Below are 21104 nucleotides of genomic sequence, written 5' to 3'. Positions count from 1 at the left end.
ATTTTAAAAATGAAAATTAAAAATATAGCATATATCGCATTCATTTCGGGGACGGCAATTTCCTGTAAGGTTCAGAAATATGAACAGCCTGAAGTAAAGATGCCTGAAGCTTTCAGAAGCGACAGTATTGTTGCAGGGCAGGAGGGAAATATTGCTAAGATCAGCTACAAAGATTTTTTCAAAGATCCGGTCCTGGTAAGCTTGATTGATAAAGCGATGGTACAGAATAATGATCTTCAGGTGGCTTTAAAGCAGATAGAATTTGCGTCACTGGCTTATACTCAGAGTAAATGGGGAAATATTCCGACGATCAGTGCTTCAGCTAATGCGAATATCAACCGTCCTTCAGACAACAGTATGAACGGGATGATGGCCGGGCAGTTTATGGGAAAAAGGTATATGGAAGATTATACAACTTCCTTGAGTTTTTCATGGGAAGCAGATATCTGGGGGAAGATCAAAGGGAGAAAAGAGCAGGCTTTGGCGGAATATCTCAAAACACAGGAAGCAGCAAAGGCGGTAAAAACACAAGTGGTGTCTGCTGTAGTGCAGGGATATTATAATCTGCTGATGCTGGATACTCAGCTGGAAATTACAAAATCAAATCTGGCTTACGCTGATAATACGTTGAAGTTTCTGACTAAACAGCAGGAACTGGGATTAACAACAGCTTTGGCAGTACAGCAGCAGGAAATTGTAAAAGATCAGATTCTGAAATCAATTCCCGCGATTGAAAGTTCTGTGACAACTCAGGAAAATGCTTTGAGCCTGTTAACCGGTTCTATGCCGGGAAAAATCGAAAGAAGTGCAAGCCTGAATAATGTGCAGTCTCCGGATCATATGGCAGCGGGAGTTCCTTCAGAATTATTAAGCTACAGACCGGATATTAAAACGGCTGAGCTTGAAGTAAGAAAGAGCGCTGCAGCGATTCACGTTGCCAAAATGAGTATGTATCCGTCACTGAATATCACAGCACAGGGCGGTGTAAATGCTTTCCAGATCAGCAAATGGTTCAGTGTTCCGGGATCACTTTTCGGAATGGTGGCAGGAGCTGTAGCACAGCCTATTTTGAATGGAAAGCAGTTGAAAACGCAGTATGAGCAGTCTAAAGTAGTTGCTGATCAGGCGGAAATCAACTTTAAACAGTCTGTTTTAAAAGCGGTAGCCGAAGTTTCTGATGCACTGGTGCAAATTCAAAAACTGGAAGAACAGCAGAAAATTGCAGAAGGGCTGGCCGTAAAATCCGGTGAAGCAGTGAAAAAGGCTGATTTATTATTTAAATATAATTCAGCAACTTATGTAGAAGTGATCATTGCCCAATCAAATAAACTTCAGGCAGAATTGGAACTGGCCTCTCTGAAAGCCCAGAGACTGAATGCCATAACAGCTCTCTACCGCTCTGTAGGCGGAGGATGGCAATAAAGTAAAATTGAATCTGCTTCGTCTGTAATGATGAAGCAGGTTTTTAATCCATTATCATTATGAAGACAAATATACAGGAGGGAATCATTTTAATTCCGGATTTCAGCGGATTTACCGAATTTGTGTTCAATACAAAATTGTATACAGGCGAGTATATTGTAAGACAGTTACTGTCTACACTGATTGATGTGAACGATCAGTATTTTGAAATTTCCGAGATTGAGGGAGATGCCATTTTATTTTACCGTTATGATGAAAACCCGTCTTACCAGAGTATTTCAAAAATGCTGTGGAAGATGAGGAGTGCTTTCAACAGAAAGATAGAGGAGCTGAGTAAAAGTTTAAGCACTACCATTGATCTGGCTCTCAAGTTTATTGTTCATTATGGATCTTTTTCACAATACAATATTGGAAACTTCAGGAAGTTATATGGAAAAACAATTGTGGAAGCCCATCAGCTTTTGAAAAACGGACTGGCAGAACAGCCTTCTTATGCACTTTTCAGCAATTCTTTCCTGGAAAACAGTAAAAATAAGGAGTCTGATTTTAATAAGGACCCGCGTCGTTTGCCTGAAGTAGGCGTTATCCATTATTTTGAAAATTTAAACTAGCATATATTTTTTAATATTAATCCTTGTAAATTTGCTATTGCTAGCGGCCCGGGTGAGATCCGGGCTTTTTTTGTGATAAGACTTTTTGGAAATTAAATGGATGAACAATTTTTTATGTTGAAGATTCACGCAATAATGTTAAATGGTAAAGTTTTTAAATAAAATTTAAATTACAGATTAAATATGTTTTTAAGAATATTTATTATGGAACTGATTTATATTATGTTGCTTTATTGAAAAATTTTCACTGTTTTCCAGTTTGTGCTTCTGTTTTTAGTTGATATCTTGCTGGGAATTAAGGATTTATTTTATTTTTTTTACTTTTTGATGTAACAAAGTTGTGAGGATAATGGTCTTATAGAAAAAACTATAATCTCACATGAAAGTAATATTATTTCCAATAGCAATACTAGCAAGTTCATTTGCAATGGCTCAGCAGGCTGTGGCCCCGGCAGCAAAGGATACTGTAAAAGGAAATACAAAAGAAATAGAAGCGGTTACCCTGGTTGCCAGAAAACCAACCGTAGAATCTAAAGTAGACAGAACTGTATTTAATGTAGCCAACAGTGCAATTCTGGCAGGAAATACAACATGGGACGTTCTTAGAATGACGCCTTTGGTAAGCATAGATAATAATGATGATGTAAAAGCGGAAGGACAGATGGTCACCGTATACATCAATGATAGGAAATCAGTTTTTACAGGGAAAGAATTAAAGGAATATCTTAAGACAATTCCTGCCGACAACCTGATGAAAATTGAAGTGATTACCAGCCCTTCTTCAAGATATGAAACTTCAGGCTCTGTGATCAATATTGTCCTGAAAAAGAGAGATGACGAAGGATTAAAAGGAAGTATATCTTTCGACAACAGACAAAGTACCAAGAACTCACAGTACACAAATTTTAATCTGAACTATCATAAGAAAAAATTTACCCAAACCTTTATCGGAAGTTATAATAACGGAACTTATGTGCAGAAAACACAGACTTGGGATAACCGTTATGCTGAAAATAAATTTACTCAGTTCAATCTGGAAAATGTAATGAGAAATGAAAGTCCATCTCTTTCTTCTACTTCAGAATTTGAAATCAATGATAAAAATAATTTTGGGCTTGTTCTGGAATATTCACAAAACAGGAGTTTACTTTCAGCAGAATCTGATGGGATGACTACAAAAGATGGAGATCCCGGTGAATCTTTTCACCAAACCCAAAATAACTGGGGATTCAGCCGTAATTTGGGTACTAATGCTTTCTATAAATACTATGATAAAGAAAAGAATAGAATTTTAGATATTAATTTAGGAACCAATTATTCCAGTAATGACAATGATAATTTGATTGACAAGCAAATCAATAAGCAGGGTACGATAACAGATCAGCAGCTGGGGTCGGTCAGTTCCAACCAGATGCGTAATTATTATTTAAAAGTAGATTATACCCATCCTTTTGGTAAGACAGGAGGCACGATGGAAGTAGGAGGAAAAACAGAATTGAACAATCACGTTATTCCTAACAGCCTTTATGGATTCAGTATTGATAATGGTACGCCGGAATATGCTAATCTTTCCAAAAATGACAGATTTCATTATGAAGATCATCTGAGCTCTTTATATGCCAATTATAGCAAAACATTTTTCGAAAAACTGGAAACAAGAGTCGGAATACGATATGAATATATTGATTATAAAGTGAGACAGGATGTGGCAGGTACGGAGAGAAGAGATTCTTACGGAACTTTTCTTCCCAATCTATTGCTGAAATACAATTTTTCAGAGAAATTTGATTTGAGCCTTACCTATAACCGAAGCATCTGGAGACCTTGGTATTCGGAATTTAACCCTTTCGTGACGCCTGAAATTAATGGAACGTATTCCCGAGGAAATCTTTATCTGAATCCAAACCCCAACGACAGGCTTTATCTGAAATTCGGAATTTTGAAAAAGTATTTTCTTTCTGCAAGATATATGCACACCAATCAGGATTACTGGACTACTTATGTGACGGAAAATGGCAGAACAGTTTCTCTGCCTGGAAACTTTGATGGAAAAGTTGAAAAATATTACATTTTTGCCAACACTAATCAGAACTTCCTGAAAAACAAGCTGAATGTAAATGCCGGATTTGGATGGTATTATATTAATAATAAAGATTTTAATGAGAAAAATAAGCTTGGCGCCAAAGATTATATCAGCTATTGGGGAGCCTCTGCGAATGTTTCTTATACGAATCTGTTCAATAAAAACATTAACCTGAGCGCCTGGGTGGAACTTGCGAACCAGAACAACGGAAACTCATACGCGAATAATACCAATGTATTCCACAATATTTCAGTCACGAAAATATTCCCGAAAACTCAGATGGAACTGAGCATGCAGCTGATGAACATCTTTAAAAGACCATATGGTGATAATACCACTTACAGCCCTGACGGAACTTTCAGAGAGTATTCAAAATGGGACTGGTACGGAGTTTCGCTTACGTTTGTGAAGCGTTTCGGAAACCAGAAGGTAAAAGAAAATACAAAAACCGATGTAGAGAAAAACGGCGGCGGCGGAAAATAATTTAAGATTTGTTAGATCGTATAAAAGCAGGTTCCAATTCGGAATCTGCTTTTTATTTTCCTAAAATATTTATGTTTAATGGTAGTAGTATCACAAAAAATCTATACTTAATTTTTTGAACCATTAAAAGCATATTAAGCTGTTAAGATTATTAAGAGAATGTCTAAAGACCTTCATCAGAAGCAACGCCTCTTTCAAATTTATTTGAATCTTAACTTTTCTTCATCACTTAAAAACTCCTTAATGGTTTAAAAAAAGTTTTGAAGATTGAATATTTGAGCAGATTTAAAATTTAGAGTTTTATTTTTAACGCAAAGTTTTGATCTGAAATACTTTTGAATTTAAGGGAGCAAAGAGATGGAATCAATAGTAATTGATTCTTTCTAAGCGTTCAAACTATTAGCTTCATCCACGACGTTGTCACTTCGCTTTGCTTCCTTGTATCAGACGACAGAATCTAAGAACCTTTGCGTTTAAATAAATTATAAAAAAACAGATCCCAATTTGGAATCTGTTCGCATTCTATCAAATAATTATTAAATAGAGTTTATACTCTTAACGCTCAATTTTTATTTCAGTGTAAATTTCACTTTCGTTTTAATCGCATCGGAAGAATTTCCAATCAGTGCTTCAAAATCTCCGGGTTCAGCTACCCAGTCATGTTTTTGAACATCAAAGAAGCTTAAAGCTGTTTTATCAATAGTGAAAGTAACCTCTTTCTGCTCACCAGGATTCAGGTATACTTTTTCAAAACCTTTCAGTTCTTTTGCAGGCCGTGGAACAGATGATTTTAAATCACTGATATAAAGCTGGGCAACTTCAGCCCCTGCCTTTTTACCTGTATTTTTAACCGTTATTGTAAACGTAATTTTACCATCCTGTGAAAGGGTTGTCTGATCTGCTTTTGCCTTTCCGAATTCAAAAGTCGTATAGCTCAATCCATGTCCGAAACTGAACAGAGGTTTTATATTTTTAGTATCATGCCAGCGGTAGCCTACAAAAACACCTTCGTTGTAGGTAATATTGATGGGGTTTTTCTGATCTTTACCTTTTCCTGCAGCCAACTCATCTTTCTGTCCGGGATATTCTCCAAGTTGATGTGCTGAATTGTCCTCCAGTTTTACAGGGAATGTGAACGGAAGTTTTCCTGAAGGGTTTGCATCACCTGCCAATATAGAGGCGATAGAATTTCCAGCTTCAGAACCCAGATACCAGGATTGTAAAATAGTTGGAACTTCTTTAATCCATGGCATAGCTACAGCATTTCCGGAAACCAAAACAACAGCAAAATTTTTATTCGCTTTTGCAAGAGCAGAGATCAAATGATCCTGATTGTAAGGTAACCCATAGCTTTTTCTGTCATTTCCTTCACTGTCCTGGAAATCAGCTTTGTTCAATCCCCCTACAAAAATTACGTAATCTGATTTTTTGGCCAATTCTACAGCTTCATTCAGTAATTCAGCTTCAGAACGGGTATCTTTTAAATCCTGTCCGGACTTTACCCCATTATATTCACCTCCGATATCGCCTACATAACCTCTTGCATACTGTACATCTGTCTGCTTTCCAAACCTGGATTTGATTCCGTCTAAAGGAAGAGCTTCATATTTAACTTTTAAAGATGAAGAACCTCCACCAACAGTCATTATTTTAATGGCATTTTCTCCGATAACGGCTATTTTTTTAGCCTTATTGATATCAATTGGAAGAACATTACCCTGGTTCTTTAATAAAACGATTCCTTCTTCACCGATTTCTTTGGCAACAGCTTTATGTTCTTCAGAAGCAATATTTCCGAAAGGTTTATTGCGGTTCATCGTTGTTTTATAGGCAAGACGAAGTAATCTTGTTACTTTATCATCAAGTTCTGCAGTACCTACTTTTCCTGCTTTAATCAGATCAAGATAAGGTTTTGCCAGATAGTAATTGTCATAGGCATTTTTAGTTCCGGCGGAAAGTCCGTTGGTCCACGATCCGAATTCAAGGTCAAGACCGTTGTGAATAGCCTGTTCTGTATTGTTTACAGCACCCCAGTCGGAGACTACAACTCCTTTATAGTTCCATTCCTTTTTTAGAATGTCATTTAGTAGATATTGATTCTGGCTGGCATACTGGCCTTTATACATATCGTAAGCACCCATAATAGTCCACGAATCACCCTCTGTTACCGCTGCTTTGAATGGCGGAAGATAAATTTCATAAAGAGCTCTGTCATCTACATTCACATTGCTCGTATGACGGAACATTTCCTGGTTGTTCAGGGCGAAATGTTTCACAGAAGTTGCTACCCCATTAGATTGCACCCCTTTGATATAGGGAACTACCATTTTTGAAGTCAGATAAGGATCTTCACCCATATATTCAAAATTTCTTCCATTTAGCGGAGTTCTGTAAATATTGACTCCAGGTCCCAGAAGAATATCTTTTTTTCTGTAACGGGCTTCTTCACCCAAAGCTTTACCATAATTCCATGACATTTTTTTATTCCAGGTAGCGGATAAAGCAGTCAGGGCAGGGTAGGCGATAATGGAGTCGTTAGTCCATCCGGCCTGATCCCATTCGTCCCACATCACTTCCGGACGTACTCCATGAGGACCATCAGTGGTCCAGAATTCCGGAATTCCCAGTCTTGGAACACCTGGTGAGCTGAATTTCGACTGTGCATGAAGCATTGCCACTTTCTCCTCCAGTGTCATTCTTGATAATGCATCCTGAATACGCTGTTCTACAGGTTTGGATTCATCTAAATAAACGGGAAGGGTAGTATTAGTCTGAGCCATATAAGAAGCAGAAATAAAGGTGAATAAACTTATAATGACGGTTTTCTTTAACATAATGCCTTTCTATTTGATTAAAAGCAAAAATAGAGAAAATTTTTATTATCTCAAATTGAGAAAATAAATTTTAATGAATAAAAAACTGCCCACGTATTTGCAGACAGCTCATTATTAAATATTTTTAATTATTAAGAAAAAAATCGAAATTGCAAAGTGGTAAAAGACAAATGAAGCTACTCCTATACTTTCACTCAATACCTTTAATCCTACAACCCTCCTAAGACAGCGCCTGGATTCCTACGGAATGACACGGTGGACGTATAGGTAGAGCGCGTAGTTTGTCCATTCCGTAGGAATCTACACCAAACCTCCTATTCTTAAATTCTCACCCGAAAACCCGTACCCCCGCATCTCGAATTCACTCTCAAACCCTCTCACTCATTAGTCCCATCCTTTCACAGCTCCGCCTTTGAAGATTTCTTTGGCTTTCTTTTCCACTTCCGGAGATTGGTAAGCTTTTACAAAGTTTTTTACTTTCTGACTGTTTTTATTATCCTGTCGGGCGACCACCAGATTCACATACGGAGAGTCTTTATCTTCAATCAGGATACCTTGTTTTTCCGAATCCAAACCTGCCTGAGCTGCAAAATTGTTATTGATAATTCCTACCACAACGTCTCTGTCATCTAAAACCCTCGGAATCTGTGCTCCTTCAATTTCCATGATTTTCAGCTGCTTTGGGTTTTCTGTAATATCTGTTACTTTTGGCAGAAGTCCTACGCCTTCTCTTAATTTCAACAGACCGTTTTTCTGCAGAAGCAGGAGAGAACGCCCTCCATTGGTTGGGTCATTGGGAATAACAACTGTATTGCCTTCCTGCAACTGACTGATATTTTTAATCTTTTTTGAATAGGCTATAATAGGGTAGACAAATGTATTTCCCACAGGGACGAGGTTGTATCCTCTCTGTTTGGACTGTTCTGCCAGATAAGGGAGATGCTGAAAGGCGTTGGCATCAATATCTCCGTTTGTCAGGGCTTCATTGGGAACTACATAATCATTAAAAGGAATAAGCTCCACATCCAGATTATATTTATCCTTCGCTACTTTTTTAGCAACCTCAGCAATTTCCTGTTCCGGACCATAGGTGATGCCTACACGGATAAAGTTCGGATCGTCTTTTCTTCCCGAACAGGCACTGAACAACAATATTCCTGCAGCTAATAAACCAAAAATCTTTATTTTTTTCATGCTAATTAAATTTTATAGTATACTGATCTCGCATCACGCATCCCATATCTCGTATCTCGAAACCCGAATCTCCACTCTCAAATCCTCAAACTCTCCGACACTCTCACCCAACTACCTGTGGTCAAACCTTTTCGACAGTCGGTCTCCTGCAAATTGTATGATGAAGACCAGCAGAACCAGCAGAATCAATACTGTATTCATAATGACAATATCATAACCGATATACCCGTACTGGTAACCCACCTGTCCAAGTCCGCCTGCCCCTACAGCACCACCCATTGCAGAATATCCTACAAGAGTAATCAAAGTGATTGTGGCATTGTTGATTAAAGAAGGAAGTGCTTCAGGAAGCAATACTTTTCTAATGATCTGTAATGGTGAAGCCCCCAAAGCTCTTGCTGTCTCTATAAGGCCATGAGGAACTTCAATAAGGCTGTTCTCCACAAGTCTCGCAATAAACGGAGCTGCACCCACGCTTAGCGGCACCAAAGCGGCGTTTACACCAATAGAAGTTCCCGCCAGAATTCTGGTAAAAGGAATCATCCATACGATCAGAATAATAAAAGGAATGGCACGGAAAATATTGACCAGAATAGAAAGTCCTCTATGGTAGACTGTATTTTCCAGCAGTTGTCCTTTTCTGGTTAAAAATAACATGATTCCTACCGGAAGTCCAAGTACAAATCCAAAAAATCCGGATAAAAATGTCATATAAACCGTTTCCCAGGTTCCTTTTGCCAGAAGGGCAATTACCGTATCACTAAGCATATCCTTTTACTGTATTTTGAATTTTATTTTGGTTGAAATAATAGATGGCCTGTTGGTTTTCTTCTGCTTTGCCCTGAAGGTGCAACAGAAGTTTTCCAAAATTTGAATTTCCGAAATATTCTACGTCAGCCTTTAAAAGTTTATAAGGGATTTTATATTGGTTATAAAGTGCTGAAAGAATTTGTTCAACACTGATGTTTTCGTTAAGTTCTATTTCGACAAGCGGAAATAAACCGTCTTGGGGTTCTTTCTGCAGTCTGCTGATGAATTCCTGTGGCAGGGTCATGATATCTGAATTTATAAATTGTCGGATTATCGGGTTTTCTCTATCCGAAATAATCTCGCTTAAAGTTCCTTTCGTTAATAATTTTCCTTTGTCGATTACAGCAACGTGGTTGCAGACCGCTTTGATAACTTCCATTTCGTGGGTAATTAAAAGGATGGTAATTCCCAGTCTCTGATTGATATCTCTTAAAAGCTGTAAGATAGATTGCGTTGTCGCAGGATCCAGTGCGCTGGTTGCTTCATCACAAAGAAGAAGGTGAGGATCATTGGCCAGTGCCCTTGCAATGGCTACCCTTTGTTTCTGTCCTCCCGAAAGACTTTTGGGATACTCATTGGCTTTATCTTCAAGTCCTACAATCTTCAGTAATTCGTTGACTTTTCTGTTAATTTCATCCTTACTGCTATGATCCAGTTCTAAAGGAAGAGCTACATTATCAAAAACAGTTCTTGAAGAAAGAAGATTGAAATGCTGGAAGATCATTCCGATTTTTTTACGTTCTTCAGCCAATTGCTTAGAATTGAGTTGGGTAAAATCTTTTCCATTAATAATAATCTGTCCTTCATCCGGTCTTTCCAGTAAATTTACCGTACGGATCAGGGTACTTTTTCCTGCACCCGAAAAACCGATAATTCCTACAATATCTCCTTTCTCTATATTTAAACTCACCTTATCCAATGCCTTAAAAGACTGGTTTTTCTGGTGAAATGTTTTTGATATGTTTCTGATTTCTATCATTCTGATTTTGTATACTGTTTAAATAGGCTGATATGGCCTGCCTGCTCTGTTAAAAAATCTTCTTACTCTTCTGATTTTTACCTTTGACCGTTTTGAAAGTCTGAAATACTTGGTGACATTCGTTAGAAGTACTCCCAGCAATATGATGAATAAACCATACAGCTGACCTCCATTGATGCTTTGGCCGGCAACAATCCAACCTGCAATCACTGTTACAATAGGATTGATATAGGTGTGAGTGCTTACCAAGGCAGCGGGTTTTACGGACAGAAGCCAAATGTACGACAAATAAGCGACTATCGATCCAAAGAAGATCAAAAATAGGACTCCAAACCATGCCGATAACGGAACTGCAGAAACTGAAAAACCAGTCCATTCTTTTCTTATAAAAGCAATTAGAAAAGAAGCTAATCCCGCTACTATAAGCTGTTGGGCAATATTCATAAAAGTAGATTGAGAAGCCGGATTTTTCTTTGAATATAAAGATCCCAGTACCCATGCGATGGAACTTAGACCTAACACGACAAACGCTGTAATACGAAGGTTTACATCAGCAATTGCATGAGCTGCATTTGAATGTACGCTACCTTTTAAAAACATAATTAATCCCGCAAATCCAATGGCCAATCCTATCGGAATAAATTTATCTGAGAAATAATATTTCCAGTTTTTTCTGTCGATTGCAATAAACCAGAATGGGCCGGTTGCAATAGAAATGGCCGCTTCAGAAGCCGTTACATATTGTTCTCCCCAGGCTACAAGCCCTGTTCCTCCGGTAAGAATAAGAATACCGGTAATTGCGTTTTTCTTCCAGTTGATCAGAGAATTTGCTTTTTCTCCTTTAGAAAAAAGATAGCCTATCATCAGAATTCCGGCAACCAGAAATCTTAATCCTGAAAGAATAAATGGCGGAAAACCCTTTAAGCCAAATGAAATAGCTAAAAACGTAATTCCCCATATCACATAGATGTTTGTAAAAGCCAATGGAATCAACCATTTGTTTTTAGAATTGTTCATTTTTATTTTTTTTAATGTTGTTGTGTTCAATGAAAAAAGGCTCTACAACGTGGTAGAGCCTTTAAAATATGTCTAAATAAAAGTAAGGTCAACCACAGTATTCTTGATGCATAGGCATACAGATATCCTTCATCATATTTTTGATGGTATGTTTCTTAATTGAATTATTTTTGAATTCTGCCTTCATTTTATTTTGTTTCCTGAATACGTTTGCAAATATATAATATAATTTTTATTAGTCTACTAAAAAAGTGGACATTTTGAATATTAATTTATTGTTAATGATTTAATATTCTGTATTTCAATATTTTATTATTTGAATGTTTAGACATTTTCTTTGTTTTTAGAAGCAGTCTTAGTTCCTTTTATTTCAGAAAACAGAGGAAATATTGCTTATTTTTAATTATCAAAAATGTAAAATAAATTGAAATTTATGAGAATTAAATAATTTTAATATTGTTAAAAAGAAAATGGTCAGAAATTTATTCTGATGCATTTTTATTTTGTAGATTATTTATAAACTTTAATTTATTTATTGCCTGAATTTCCATTAAATCTGTGAATTTTTAAATTAATATTATCAGATCAACGGATAAGATCATTGGATCTTATTTATTAAACTAGTTAAATGTGCAGCATTTCTGTTCACTGTAATTTAGCATAAAAATTAAAGACAATGGACAATAGAATATTAGGTCTGCATCATATTACTGCAATAGCAGACAATGCTAAGAGAAATTTAGATTTTTACACTCAGGTTTTAGGCGTAAGACTGGTGAAAAAAACAGTAAATTTTGACGATCCTGGAACTTACCATTTCTATTTTGGGAATGAAAACGGAACACCGGGAACGATTCTTACTTTCTTTCCATGGGAAGGAATAGGTAAAGGTACCAATGGAAGCGGAATGGCTACCCATATCGGATATTCAGTACCCAAAGGAAGCCTTGAATTCTGGAAAAACCGTCTGCAAAGCTTTAATGTAAACGTAGAAGAAGGTGAAGTATTTGGAGAAAAGATGATCTCTTTTACAGATCCGGACGGTCTTCAGTTACAGTTTATAGAACCATCAGGTGATGATAACAGAAAAGTATGGACAACCGGTGATATTAATGATGAATATGCATTGAAAGGATTCCACAATGTAACGTTATCCTTAAAAAAAGCAGATCCTACCATCAAAGTTCTGACTGATGTTTTAGGTTACAATCTGCAGAAACACGAAGGAGAAAGATACAGATTCGCTACTGATGCCATTGATACGGCTAACCTTATAGATATCATTGAAAATGATACTCTTCCTACCGGAAGAAATGCTGCCGGAACCAATCACCATATTGCGTTCAGAGTAAAAGACGACAATGTTCTGATGGAATATCGTGAGAAAGCATTATCTGCAGGATTGAGCATTACTCCGAAGATCAACAGAGATTATTTCTATTCATTGTATTTCCGTGAGCCGGGAGGTGTTTTGTTTGAAATTGCAACCGACAATCCGGGATTCACTGTAGATGAGCCTTTGAATGAATTGGGAACAAACCTGAAGCTTCCTGCACAGTACGAAGGAATGCGTGAGAAAATAGAAGGAGTACTTCCGAACTTATCATAGATCATCGGTCATCATTGATAAAGATGCTAATTTTGAATTAAGAATTAAAAACAAAAAAATGGAAAGAACAGAAATAGTTTTAGAAGGTAGAAAAGGAGAAATCCAGCTTTTCTCAGATGATCATAAAGCAGGTAAAATGGATATTTCAGTCATTGGAAAAAAGCTGACAGTTTATCATACTGAAGTACATCCGGAATACGAAGGAAAAGGCTTTGCTAAAATCTTACTGGAACGACTGGTTTCCTACGCAAGAGAAAATGATTTAAAAATTCTGCCGCTGTGTCCGTATGTTCACGCACAGTTTAAGCGTCATCCGGAAGAATACAATGATGTGTGGATGAAGGAAGAACTTTAGTGAGTTTGAGAGGCGAGTTTCGGGATGCGGGTTTTTGAGTTTCGGGGTTTTGAATTCGGGTTTTAGGGTTTGAGAGTAAGAGAATTTGAGATGGTAAGAGCATAGGTTCCTTCGGGATGTACAAACTATGCGCTTTACCTATCCGTTCACTTTGTCATTCCGAAGGAATCTAAACATTGTATGTTGCCTCCGGAAACAATCCTGGAGATTTTTCTTCCTTTTACCATTCCGTCTTCTTCGTTTATTTGCTATTTTACCCTTTCGCAATTTTGCCTTTTTATCCATCACAATAATTAATTAACAATTTCAACACAATGAAACTTATCACAGGACTGCATCATGTAACGGCAATTACCGGCAATGCACAGGAAAATATAGATTTTTATACCGGAGTTTTAGGACTTCGTTTAGTCAAAAAAACGGTCAATTTTGATTACTCAGAGGTTTATCATTTTTATTTCGGGGACGAATACGGTACGCCGGGAACGATCATGACTACTTTTCCTTATGGTAAGGATCTGATCAACGGCAGACATGGTAAAGGAATGCTCAACACCACTGCATTTTCAGTTTCTATAGAAGCTCTGGATTATTGGATAAACCGTCTGGAACAGTTTAATATTCCTTTCAAACAGCCACAGCAAAGATTCTCAGATGAAGTTTTTATTTATCTTGAAGATTTTGACGGACTGGGTTTGGAGTTGGTTTTTAATGATAAGGATGAAAGAAAAGGATATTACAATGGTTATATTCCTAAAGACTATGCTGTCAAAGGAATCCATCACGTAGAAATCTGGCAGGATGCTTATGAAAGAACGGCTGCTCTTCTGACCACTCAGATGGATCATAAAGTAATTAAGGAAACTCCTGACAGACTGAGATTGGGAACAGACAATTTGCCGGGGAAATATGTGGATCTGCTGTCTACACCGGGTGCATTGAAAGGATTGGCAGGAAGAGGTACCGTTCATCATGTGGCTTTTGCCACTCCGGATGCAGAGTCTCAGCTTGAAATGGTAAAACGGTTGAATGCATACGGACTGGAACATACCGAAGTGAAGGACAGAAAATATTTTACCTCAGTTTATTTTAAAGAACCAGGTGGAGTTTTGTTTGAAATTGCCACTTCCGGTCCCGGGTTCGATGCAGATGAAGAAGCTGCATTTTTAGGAGAAGATCTGCAGCTGCCGCAGCAGTTTGAAAAAAGAAGAGAACGTCTGATAGAAGTTCTTCCCGTAATTAATTATCCAACAGAAAAATTCAGATAGAAATGATGAGTCATATTTTAAATATAAAAACAGCAGGAATTCCATTAAATCAGGCAGAAAAAGCTTTGATCATGATTCATGGACGTGGGGGAAGCGCTCAGGATATTCTGAGTTTATCCCAGCATTTGAACGTAAAAGACTATGCTTTATTAGCTCCGCAGGCTTTGAATCATACCTGGTATCCATTTTCATTTATAGCACCGGTAGAACAAAACGAACCGTGGTTGTCGTCAGCCCTTGAAATGGTTGAAGAAACAGTAAAAGCTGCCGTAAAAGCAGGAATTAAACCGGAAAATATATACTTTTTCGGATTTTCTCAGGGAGCCTGTCTTACGCTGGAATTTCTCGCCCGTAATGCTCAGAGGTTTGGCGGGGCCGCTGCTATCATTGGAGGGATGATAGGAAATAAGATCAATCGTGATAACTATAAAGGTGACTTTGCCGGAACTCCTGTTTTTCTGGGAACCAGCAATCCTGATTTTCATGTTCCCATAGAAAGAGTATATGCTACAGCCAATATTTTAAGAGAAATGAATGCAGATGTAACAGAAAAAGTATATGCTAATTTCGGACATTCCATTAATGAGGAGGAAATTGAATTGGCCAACTCGATACTATTTAAATAAGTATTTTTATTTTGAATTATTTGTAATGATGCTTAAAGTGTTTAAGTAATGGTGGGGATTCCTACAGAATGACAAATATTACGCTTTATCTATCCGTACACTTTGTCATCCCGTAGGAATCTAAATAAATTAATCAACATTCAATAGCGGTGGGCTTTAGCCCACCTTGCAATAAATAATCAATCCTTGGCTTTAGCCAAAACCTGAATAACCAGAATCTGAAATCTAACTTCTAAAAAACTATGCACGAACAACTACTTTTAATATTAGGCCTTTTATTACTCGTTATGATGCTGGTCATGCTGGCCCAACGGATCAAGATTGCTTATCCAATCTTTCTGGTGCTTGCCGGATTAGGAATTAGCTTTATTCCGGGAGTTCCTGTTTTAAAGCTGGATCCCGAAATTATATTTTTAATCTTTTTACCCCCGCTTTTATATGAAGCAGCCTGGTATACTTCATGGAATGATTTCTGGAAATGGAAACGCCCCATCAGTCTGCTGGCTTTTGGTCTGGTATTTCTCACCTCTCTGGTGGTTGCCTATACTTCACAGATGCTCATTCCCGGATTTACACTGGCATTAGGTTTTTTATTGGGAGGAATTGTTTCTCCACCAGATGCCGTTGCTGCCACCACAGTCTTAAAAGGATTAAAAGTACCGAAACGCACTCTTGCTATACTGGAAGGAGAAAGTCTGATTAATGATGCTTCTTCATTGATTGTTTTCAGATTTGCGCTGGCCGCAGTAATGACAGGAGCTTTTTCAATGCATGAAGCAACAGGACAGTTTTTTCTGGTAGCAGGAATGGGAATTGTAATAGGAATTGCAGGAGCTCATATTTTTTATGCCATTCACCGGTTTTTACCTACTACACCTGCCATTGATGCGGCCATTACGGTAATTACACCTTATATTCTGTTTCTTTCGGCAGAACATTTCCATTTTTCGGGAGTAATGGCTGTGGTGAGCGGAGGTTTATTTATGTCTTTCCGTGCTCATGAAATTTTTAAAACAGGAACTACAAGAATCAATATGACAGGAGTCTGGAATACCCTGATTTTCGTAATGAACGCTTTGGTATTTGTACTAATAGGGCTGGAACTTCCGGATATCATTAATGGCCTGGGAGAAATTTCATTAATGGAAGGAATCAAATATGGGTTGATTATAAGTCTGATCGTTATTGTAGTACGTCTGTTATGGATTTATCCCGTGGCTCATATTCCAAGATGGCTGAGTGAAAATGCCCGTCGTGATCCAAGCCCGGGATGGAAAAACCCTTTAATTATAGGATGGGCAGGAATGAGAGGCGTAGTTTCGTTGGCTACAGCACTTTCCATTCCGGTAATGATGAACAGTCAGGCAGAGTTTCCCATGAGAAACCTGATCATTTTTATCACATTTGTAGTCATTTTTGTAACATTGGTATTTCAGGGATTGACACTTCCCTTGGTAATTAAATTGACAAAAATTCAGGAAATTGATCCTATTCTCCCTTCTCACGAACAGCAGGCCGGAATTCAGATGAGACTGGATAAACTTGCTGTTCAAAAACTTGATAAAGAATACAATGAATTGGTGAGCAGCAATAGTCTGCTTGAAAATTTTAAAAAAGCTTTGGAAACCGATATCAAACTTCACCAGAATCATTTAAACTCTTTGGAAATGTGTACCAACAGAAGAAATGATATGGCAGAATATCACAAGGTGATACTGGATATATTTGCCCTGCAGAGAAAAGAACTGTTTCAGATGAAACGTGAAAAACGATTCAGTGAAGACGAGATAAGAAAAGCGGAATCCCAGCTGGATTTGAACGAATTAAAAATTACCGGGAATAAGCACTTGTAAACGTTAAACTCCGGACCTTGAATTTTAAACCTTAAAACATGAAAACATTACATTTTTTAGTCATTGGAAAAAATCAGGAAATTCTCGAGACATTAAAAAGAATTATAGAAAATAATGAAGGCTGGACTGCTGAAATACAAAGTGATGAAAATTTCTGCTACGAATATATACGGGACAATACAGTAGATATTGTTCTTCTAAGTTCGGGGCTTGAGGAAGATTTTGAAAAAGATATTAAAATATTTTGCACTGATTTACATAAAGATGTTAAAGTGATCGAGCATTACGGAGGAGGAAGTGGACTTTTAAAGAATGAAGTTTACAGTCTTTTTCCTAATTTGCAGGGGTAAACCTGACATTATGTTTGAAAATATCATCAAAAATATTACCCGATTTATCTCAATCACCCCCGAAGAAGAAAAAACATTTGCAGATCTGCTTGCCTGCCAGTCGTTTCCCAAAAAAACAGTTTTACTGAGAGAAGGAGAGATCTGCCAGTTTGAAGGCTACATTCAAAAAGGATGTCTGAGAATGTATTGTCTGGATGATGATGGTACCGAAGTGACGCTGCTGTTTGCCATTGAAGACTGGTGGATCAGTGATATTGCCTCATTTCAGGAACAGAAACCTTCTAAAGTGTATATTGAAACGCTGGAGGATTCGGAAATCTATATGCTGAATCCTGCAACGAAAGAAAAATTACTGCAGGAAGTCCCTAAATTTGAAAGAGTTTTCAGAATGCTGGTTCAGCGGAATCTGGCAACACTGCAGAGCCGTTTGGTCAATACCATTTCCAAAACGGCATCAGACAGATACCTTGAATTTATCAAAGTATACCCTTCAATTCCGCAAAGAGTAGCACAATATTATATAGCTTCCTATCTTGGAGTTTCAAAAGAGTTTGTAAGCACCATCAGAAAACGTCTTGCTTCAAAGGAGAAATAACCTTTAGGTTTTAAGAGCTCTTTTCTTTATTCTATCAATTCAAGAATAAATACTGATGAATACAACGGTGGGATTCCTATGGAATGACAAACTGTATGCAGAAAAAAAGCGCATTATTTGTCATTCCATAGGAATCTAAATATAGCTATTCTTAAATACTCTTACCTGCCTCAAAAGTTTAAATATCATCATACTGCCGAATACAAAAGTATCCGGCATTTTTTTTTTGCTGAAAGTCATTTATTAAACTAGTTAAATGTGCAGGGTTTTTCAGTGCTCTACATTTGTCATATCAAAAAACGAACAAATAACAACAGAGATATGGACAGAAAAGATTTTTTAAAGAAAGGATTATTGGGAACAGGAATGTTTGTAGCATCAGCTTCTCTGGCAAGTGCTATGAAAAACGAGATTGATGAGATCGAGCCATTAGAACCCATCGGATACAATCATCTTCCCAATACAGAATCAAAAATAAAAGAAAACTCTGTCATCCACAGAGCAGCCTCAAGAGGAAAAGCAGACCACGGATGGTTGTTGAGCCAGCACACTTTCAGTTTTGCCAATTATTATAATCCAGAAAGAATGCACTTCGGAGTGCTGAGAGTCCTGAATGATGATAAAGTGGAGGCGGGAAGAGGCTTCGGAACACATCCTCACGATAATATGGAGATCATCAGTATTCCTTTGGAAGGTGATCTTGAACACAAAGACAGCATGGGAAATACAGCAGTAATCAGAAGCGGAGACATCCAGGTGATGAGTGCAGGAACCGGAATCATGCACAGCGAGTTCAACAAAAACAGTGATAAGCTTGTAAAATTCCTTCAAATCTGGGTTTATCCGAAAAAAAGAAATGTGACGCCGAGATATGATCAGATTACTTTAGACAAAACAAAAGGACACAATACGTTTCAACAAATCCTTTCCCCAAATGCGGAAGACGATGGAGTATGGATTCATCAGGACGCCTGGTTCCATCTTGGAACTTTTGATCAGAATAAAGAAATCCTTTATCAGACTAGAAAAAAAGGAAATGGTATGTATATTTTTATTCTTAAAGGAAGCGCAGAAATAGGCGGAGAGACTTTGGAAGACCGTGATGGATTCGGGGTATGGGATATCCGGGAAATTAATATAAAAGCATTAAAAGAAGGTACAGAAATCCTTCTAATGGATGTGCCAATGACACTTTAATAGATTATCATCAACCAAAAACAATATTAAAATCATGAAAAATAACGGAATAAGATTATACGTCATTTTAGGGCTGTTCTTTTCAACACTCTGCTTAGCACAGACTACCACAGCCATAGGAACGTCCAAAACCTGGGGAACCGTAGACGGAATCTCCATGGTAGGATGGGTACAGGGGCCATCTTCCGCTGATGCCCAGCTTCAGGTAGCCTGTGTATTTGAATATACAGAAGGAGACATTTTCAATGCTCAGGCTTTACCAGCAAAATTGAACGGATTGGTTCATCTGGATGAAGCTTTAAAAGGTGAACTGACCAATATCAGAAAAGCAGGACAATTCCAGGGACATTCTTTAGAAACCCTTTTAATCACACCGCCATCCGGATCAATGTCTGCAAAGAAATTACTGTTGATCGGTTTAGGTGACCGTAATAAATTCACTCCGGATTTAATGACTTCCGTAGGAGAAGTGGCAGCTCGTGAAGCGATGAGGCTAGGCGTTACCAATTTTGCTTTCGCCAGTGACCTGAAAGATGCAGGAATAGACTCTCCAACTGCTTTGGTAGCCGGAAATGTAGTAAGAGGAATTGTACATGCCAACCGTTCTGAAAATTACCTGAAAGAACACAAACTGTCCACCACAAAAAAAATAGAAAAAGTATACCTTCTGGCTGGTCCTGCCTTCTTTGAAACCGCAGGCAGTGGAATTGCTGATGCCATTTCAGAAGTAAAAAAGAAATAATGAACCTGGTTTCATTACATTGTTGATTTAGCCTCCTTTTTTAAGGGGGCTTTTTGTATTATGGGAAACCGTAATTTTTGTGAATTCAACTTTATTATATTGGTCATTTAAAATTAAATATAACGAATTGAATTTATGATTTATGAGTGATACAGCAACTTTAGAAATTAATTTAAATGATGAATACAAAATAAAAATTGAAGAAGGAAATAATTTTAATAAATCAATTTTTAAAGATGTATATAAAGAAGCTTTAAATAATGTTATTGAAATTGTAAAGCAACCTGATAAAAGTAGTCCTTATGATGATTTTAACAATATTATAGCTTTTGTTGGAGAAAGAGGTAAAGGGAAATCTTCTTCAATGATCTCCTTTAGGGATGCTTTAGTAGATCACAAAAATGAAATAAAGCATTCTATTTTTTTTAAAGATAAAAGAGAGATTGAAAGTAAGCGTTTTGCTTCGGTTGATATTATTGATCCTTCGTTATTTAGAGGTGAGGAAAGTCTTTTTGAAATTATACTTGCTAAAATGTTTTATCATTTTCAAACAGAAATTAAAAAGAATGATTCACAAATTACAGATGATGAGAGAAGAGTAATTATAGGGCAATTTCAAAAAGTATTTGAGAATTTACAGATGATTAATTCCGATAGAAAAGATTTATATAAAAAAGAATCTATAGAAGCATTGAGTAAATTAGCTACAAGTAGTAATTTAAGAGAATCTTTTAAAGAATTAGTATTTGTTTATTTAGAAAAGTTTGAAAAAGGAAAGCATTTTTTAATAATAGCTATTGATGATTTTGATTTAAATGTTTCGAGCGCATATGATATGCTTGAAGATATTCGTCAGTTTTTAATTCAACCTAATATTATATTATTAGTTGCTTGTAAAATTGAACAATTACGACAATTAATATTATTAAATTATTTTAATGAATATGAGATACTATTAAAATATGAATCTACTGAAATATCTGAGACAGACTTAATTAATAAAACAGAGAAGTATTTAGAGAAATTAATTCCTTTGTCACGAAGATTAGAGTTGCCAAATCTAAAAATATTTTAAA

At 37.0% G+C, this 21104-nt stretch carries 18 protein-coding genes; 13 read left to right on the top strand and 5 right to left on the bottom strand.

The window, feature by feature from the left end; genetic code table 11:
• Window positions 1-9: 9 nt before the first annotated feature.
• From FW781_RS05355 to FW781_RS05345, 3 genes are all read left to right on the top strand, one after another.
• Complete coding sequence (locus FW781_RS05355) at window positions 10-1422, top strand: efflux transporter outer membrane subunit (RefSeq protein WP_228720143.1); 1413 nt, start codon at window positions 10-12, stop codon at window positions 1420-1422.
• Window positions 1423-1481: 59 nt separating this feature from the next.
• A complete protein-coding gene (locus FW781_RS05350) occupies window positions 1482-2033 on the top strand; it encodes a DUF2652 domain-containing protein (protein ID WP_047388034.1) in 552 nt (183 codons plus the stop codon).
• Window positions 2034-2412: 379 nt separating this feature from the next.
• Window positions 2413-4599, top strand: coding sequence for a TonB-dependent receptor domain-containing protein (locus tag FW781_RS05345; protein WP_149386470.1), 2187 nt, complete (start codon window positions 2413-2415; stop codon window positions 4597-4599).
• Window positions 4600-5168: 569 nt separating this feature from the next.
• Here the strand turns inward: FW781_RS05345 and FW781_RS05340 are convergent.
• The 5 genes from FW781_RS05340 to FW781_RS05320 all read right to left on the bottom strand — a co-directional run bounded on the left by FW781_RS05340 (window position 5169) and on the right by FW781_RS05320 (window position 11433).
• Entirely contained in the window at window positions 5169-7379 is a 2211-nt protein-coding gene (locus FW781_RS05340) for a glycoside hydrolase family 3 C-terminal domain-containing protein (protein ID WP_394349723.1), read from the bottom strand.
• 438 nt (window positions 7380-7817) lie between these two features.
• Window positions 7818-8627, bottom strand: a complete 810-nt coding sequence (gene metQ / locus FW781_RS05335; protein WP_149386468.1) for a methionine ABC transporter substrate-binding lipoprotein MetQ — start codon at window positions 8625-8627, stop codon at window positions 7818-7820.
• 111 nt (window positions 8628-8738) lie between these two features.
• Window positions 8739-9395 (bottom strand): methionine ABC transporter permease MetI, encoded by a 657-nt coding sequence (gene metI / locus FW781_RS05330; RefSeq protein ID WP_149386467.1) that lies wholly within the window; start codon window positions 9393-9395, stop codon window positions 8739-8741.
• Window positions 9388-10416, bottom strand: coding sequence for a methionine ABC transporter ATP-binding protein (locus FW781_RS05325; RefSeq protein ID WP_149386466.1), 1029 nt, complete (start codon window positions 10414-10416; stop codon window positions 9388-9390). The genes metI and FW781_RS05325 overlap by 8 nt, the downstream gene beginning before the upstream one ends.
• 18 nt (window positions 10417-10434) lie before the next feature.
• Complete coding sequence (locus FW781_RS05320) at window positions 10435-11433, bottom strand: EamA family transporter (protein WP_149386465.1); 999 nt, start codon at window positions 11431-11433, stop codon at window positions 10435-10437.
• 676 nt (window positions 11434-12109) lie between these two features.
• Here FW781_RS05320 and FW781_RS05315 point away from each other — a divergent pair.
• The 10 genes from FW781_RS05315 to FW781_RS05270 all read left to right on the top strand — a co-directional run bounded on the left by FW781_RS05315 (window position 12110) and on the right by FW781_RS05270 (window position 21103).
• Entirely contained in the window at window positions 12110-13042 is a 933-nt protein-coding gene (locus FW781_RS05315; RefSeq protein WP_149386464.1) for a ring-cleaving dioxygenase, read from the top strand.
• 58 nt (window positions 13043-13100) lie between these two features.
• The gene (locus tag FW781_RS05310) at window positions 13101-13397 is read left to right on the top strand and encodes a GNAT family N-acetyltransferase (RefSeq protein ID WP_149386463.1); all 297 of its coding nucleotides are present in this window, start codon (window positions 13101-13103) and stop codon (window positions 13395-13397) included.
• A gap of 314 nt (window positions 13398-13711) precedes the next feature.
• The gene (locus tag FW781_RS05305) at window positions 13712-14665 is read left to right on the top strand and encodes a VOC family protein (RefSeq protein ID WP_149386462.1); all 954 of its coding nucleotides are present in this window, start codon (window positions 13712-13714) and stop codon (window positions 14663-14665) included.
• 5 nt (window positions 14666-14670) lie between these two features.
• Window positions 14671-15291: an alpha/beta hydrolase gene (locus tag FW781_RS05300; RefSeq protein ID WP_149387367.1), complete on the top strand. Its 621-nt coding sequence runs from the start codon at window positions 14671-14673 to the stop codon at window positions 15289-15291.
• 242 nt (window positions 15292-15533) lie between these two features.
• On the top strand, window positions 15534-17144 hold the full coding sequence (locus FW781_RS05295) for a Na+/H+ antiporter (protein WP_149386461.1): 1611 nt from the start codon (window positions 15534-15536) through the stop codon (window positions 17142-17144).
• Window positions 17145-17182: 38 nt separating this feature from the next.
• Window positions 17183-17494 (top strand): hypothetical protein, encoded by a 312-nt coding sequence (locus tag FW781_RS05290; RefSeq protein WP_149386460.1) that lies wholly within the window; start codon window positions 17183-17185, stop codon window positions 17492-17494.
• Window positions 17495-17504: 10 nt separating this feature from the next.
• On the top strand, window positions 17505-18089 hold the full coding sequence (locus FW781_RS05285) for a Crp/Fnr family transcriptional regulator (protein WP_149386459.1): 585 nt from the start codon (window positions 17505-17507) through the stop codon (window positions 18087-18089).
• A gap of 321 nt (window positions 18090-18410) precedes the next feature.
• Window positions 18411-19286, top strand: a complete 876-nt coding sequence (locus tag FW781_RS05280) for a pirin family protein (protein WP_149386458.1) — start codon at window positions 18411-18413, stop codon at window positions 19284-19286.
• A gap of 34 nt (window positions 19287-19320) precedes the next feature.
• Window positions 19321-20028 (top strand): M17 family peptidase N-terminal domain-containing protein, encoded by a 708-nt coding sequence (locus FW781_RS05275; RefSeq protein WP_149386457.1) that lies wholly within the window; start codon window positions 19321-19323, stop codon window positions 20026-20028.
• 142 nt (window positions 20029-20170) lie between these two features.
• Entirely contained in the window at window positions 20171-21103 is a 933-nt protein-coding gene (locus FW781_RS05270) for a hypothetical protein (RefSeq protein ID WP_149386456.1), read from the top strand.
• The last annotated feature ends 1 nt before the right edge of the window (window position 21104 follow it).

Source organism: Chryseobacterium panacisoli, from assembly GCF_008274625.1.
Taxonomy (GTDB): Bacteria; Bacteroidota; Bacteroidia; order Flavobacteriales; family Weeksellaceae; genus Chryseobacterium; species Chryseobacterium panacisoli.
This window is presented reverse-complemented; position numbering and strand designations above follow the sequence as displayed.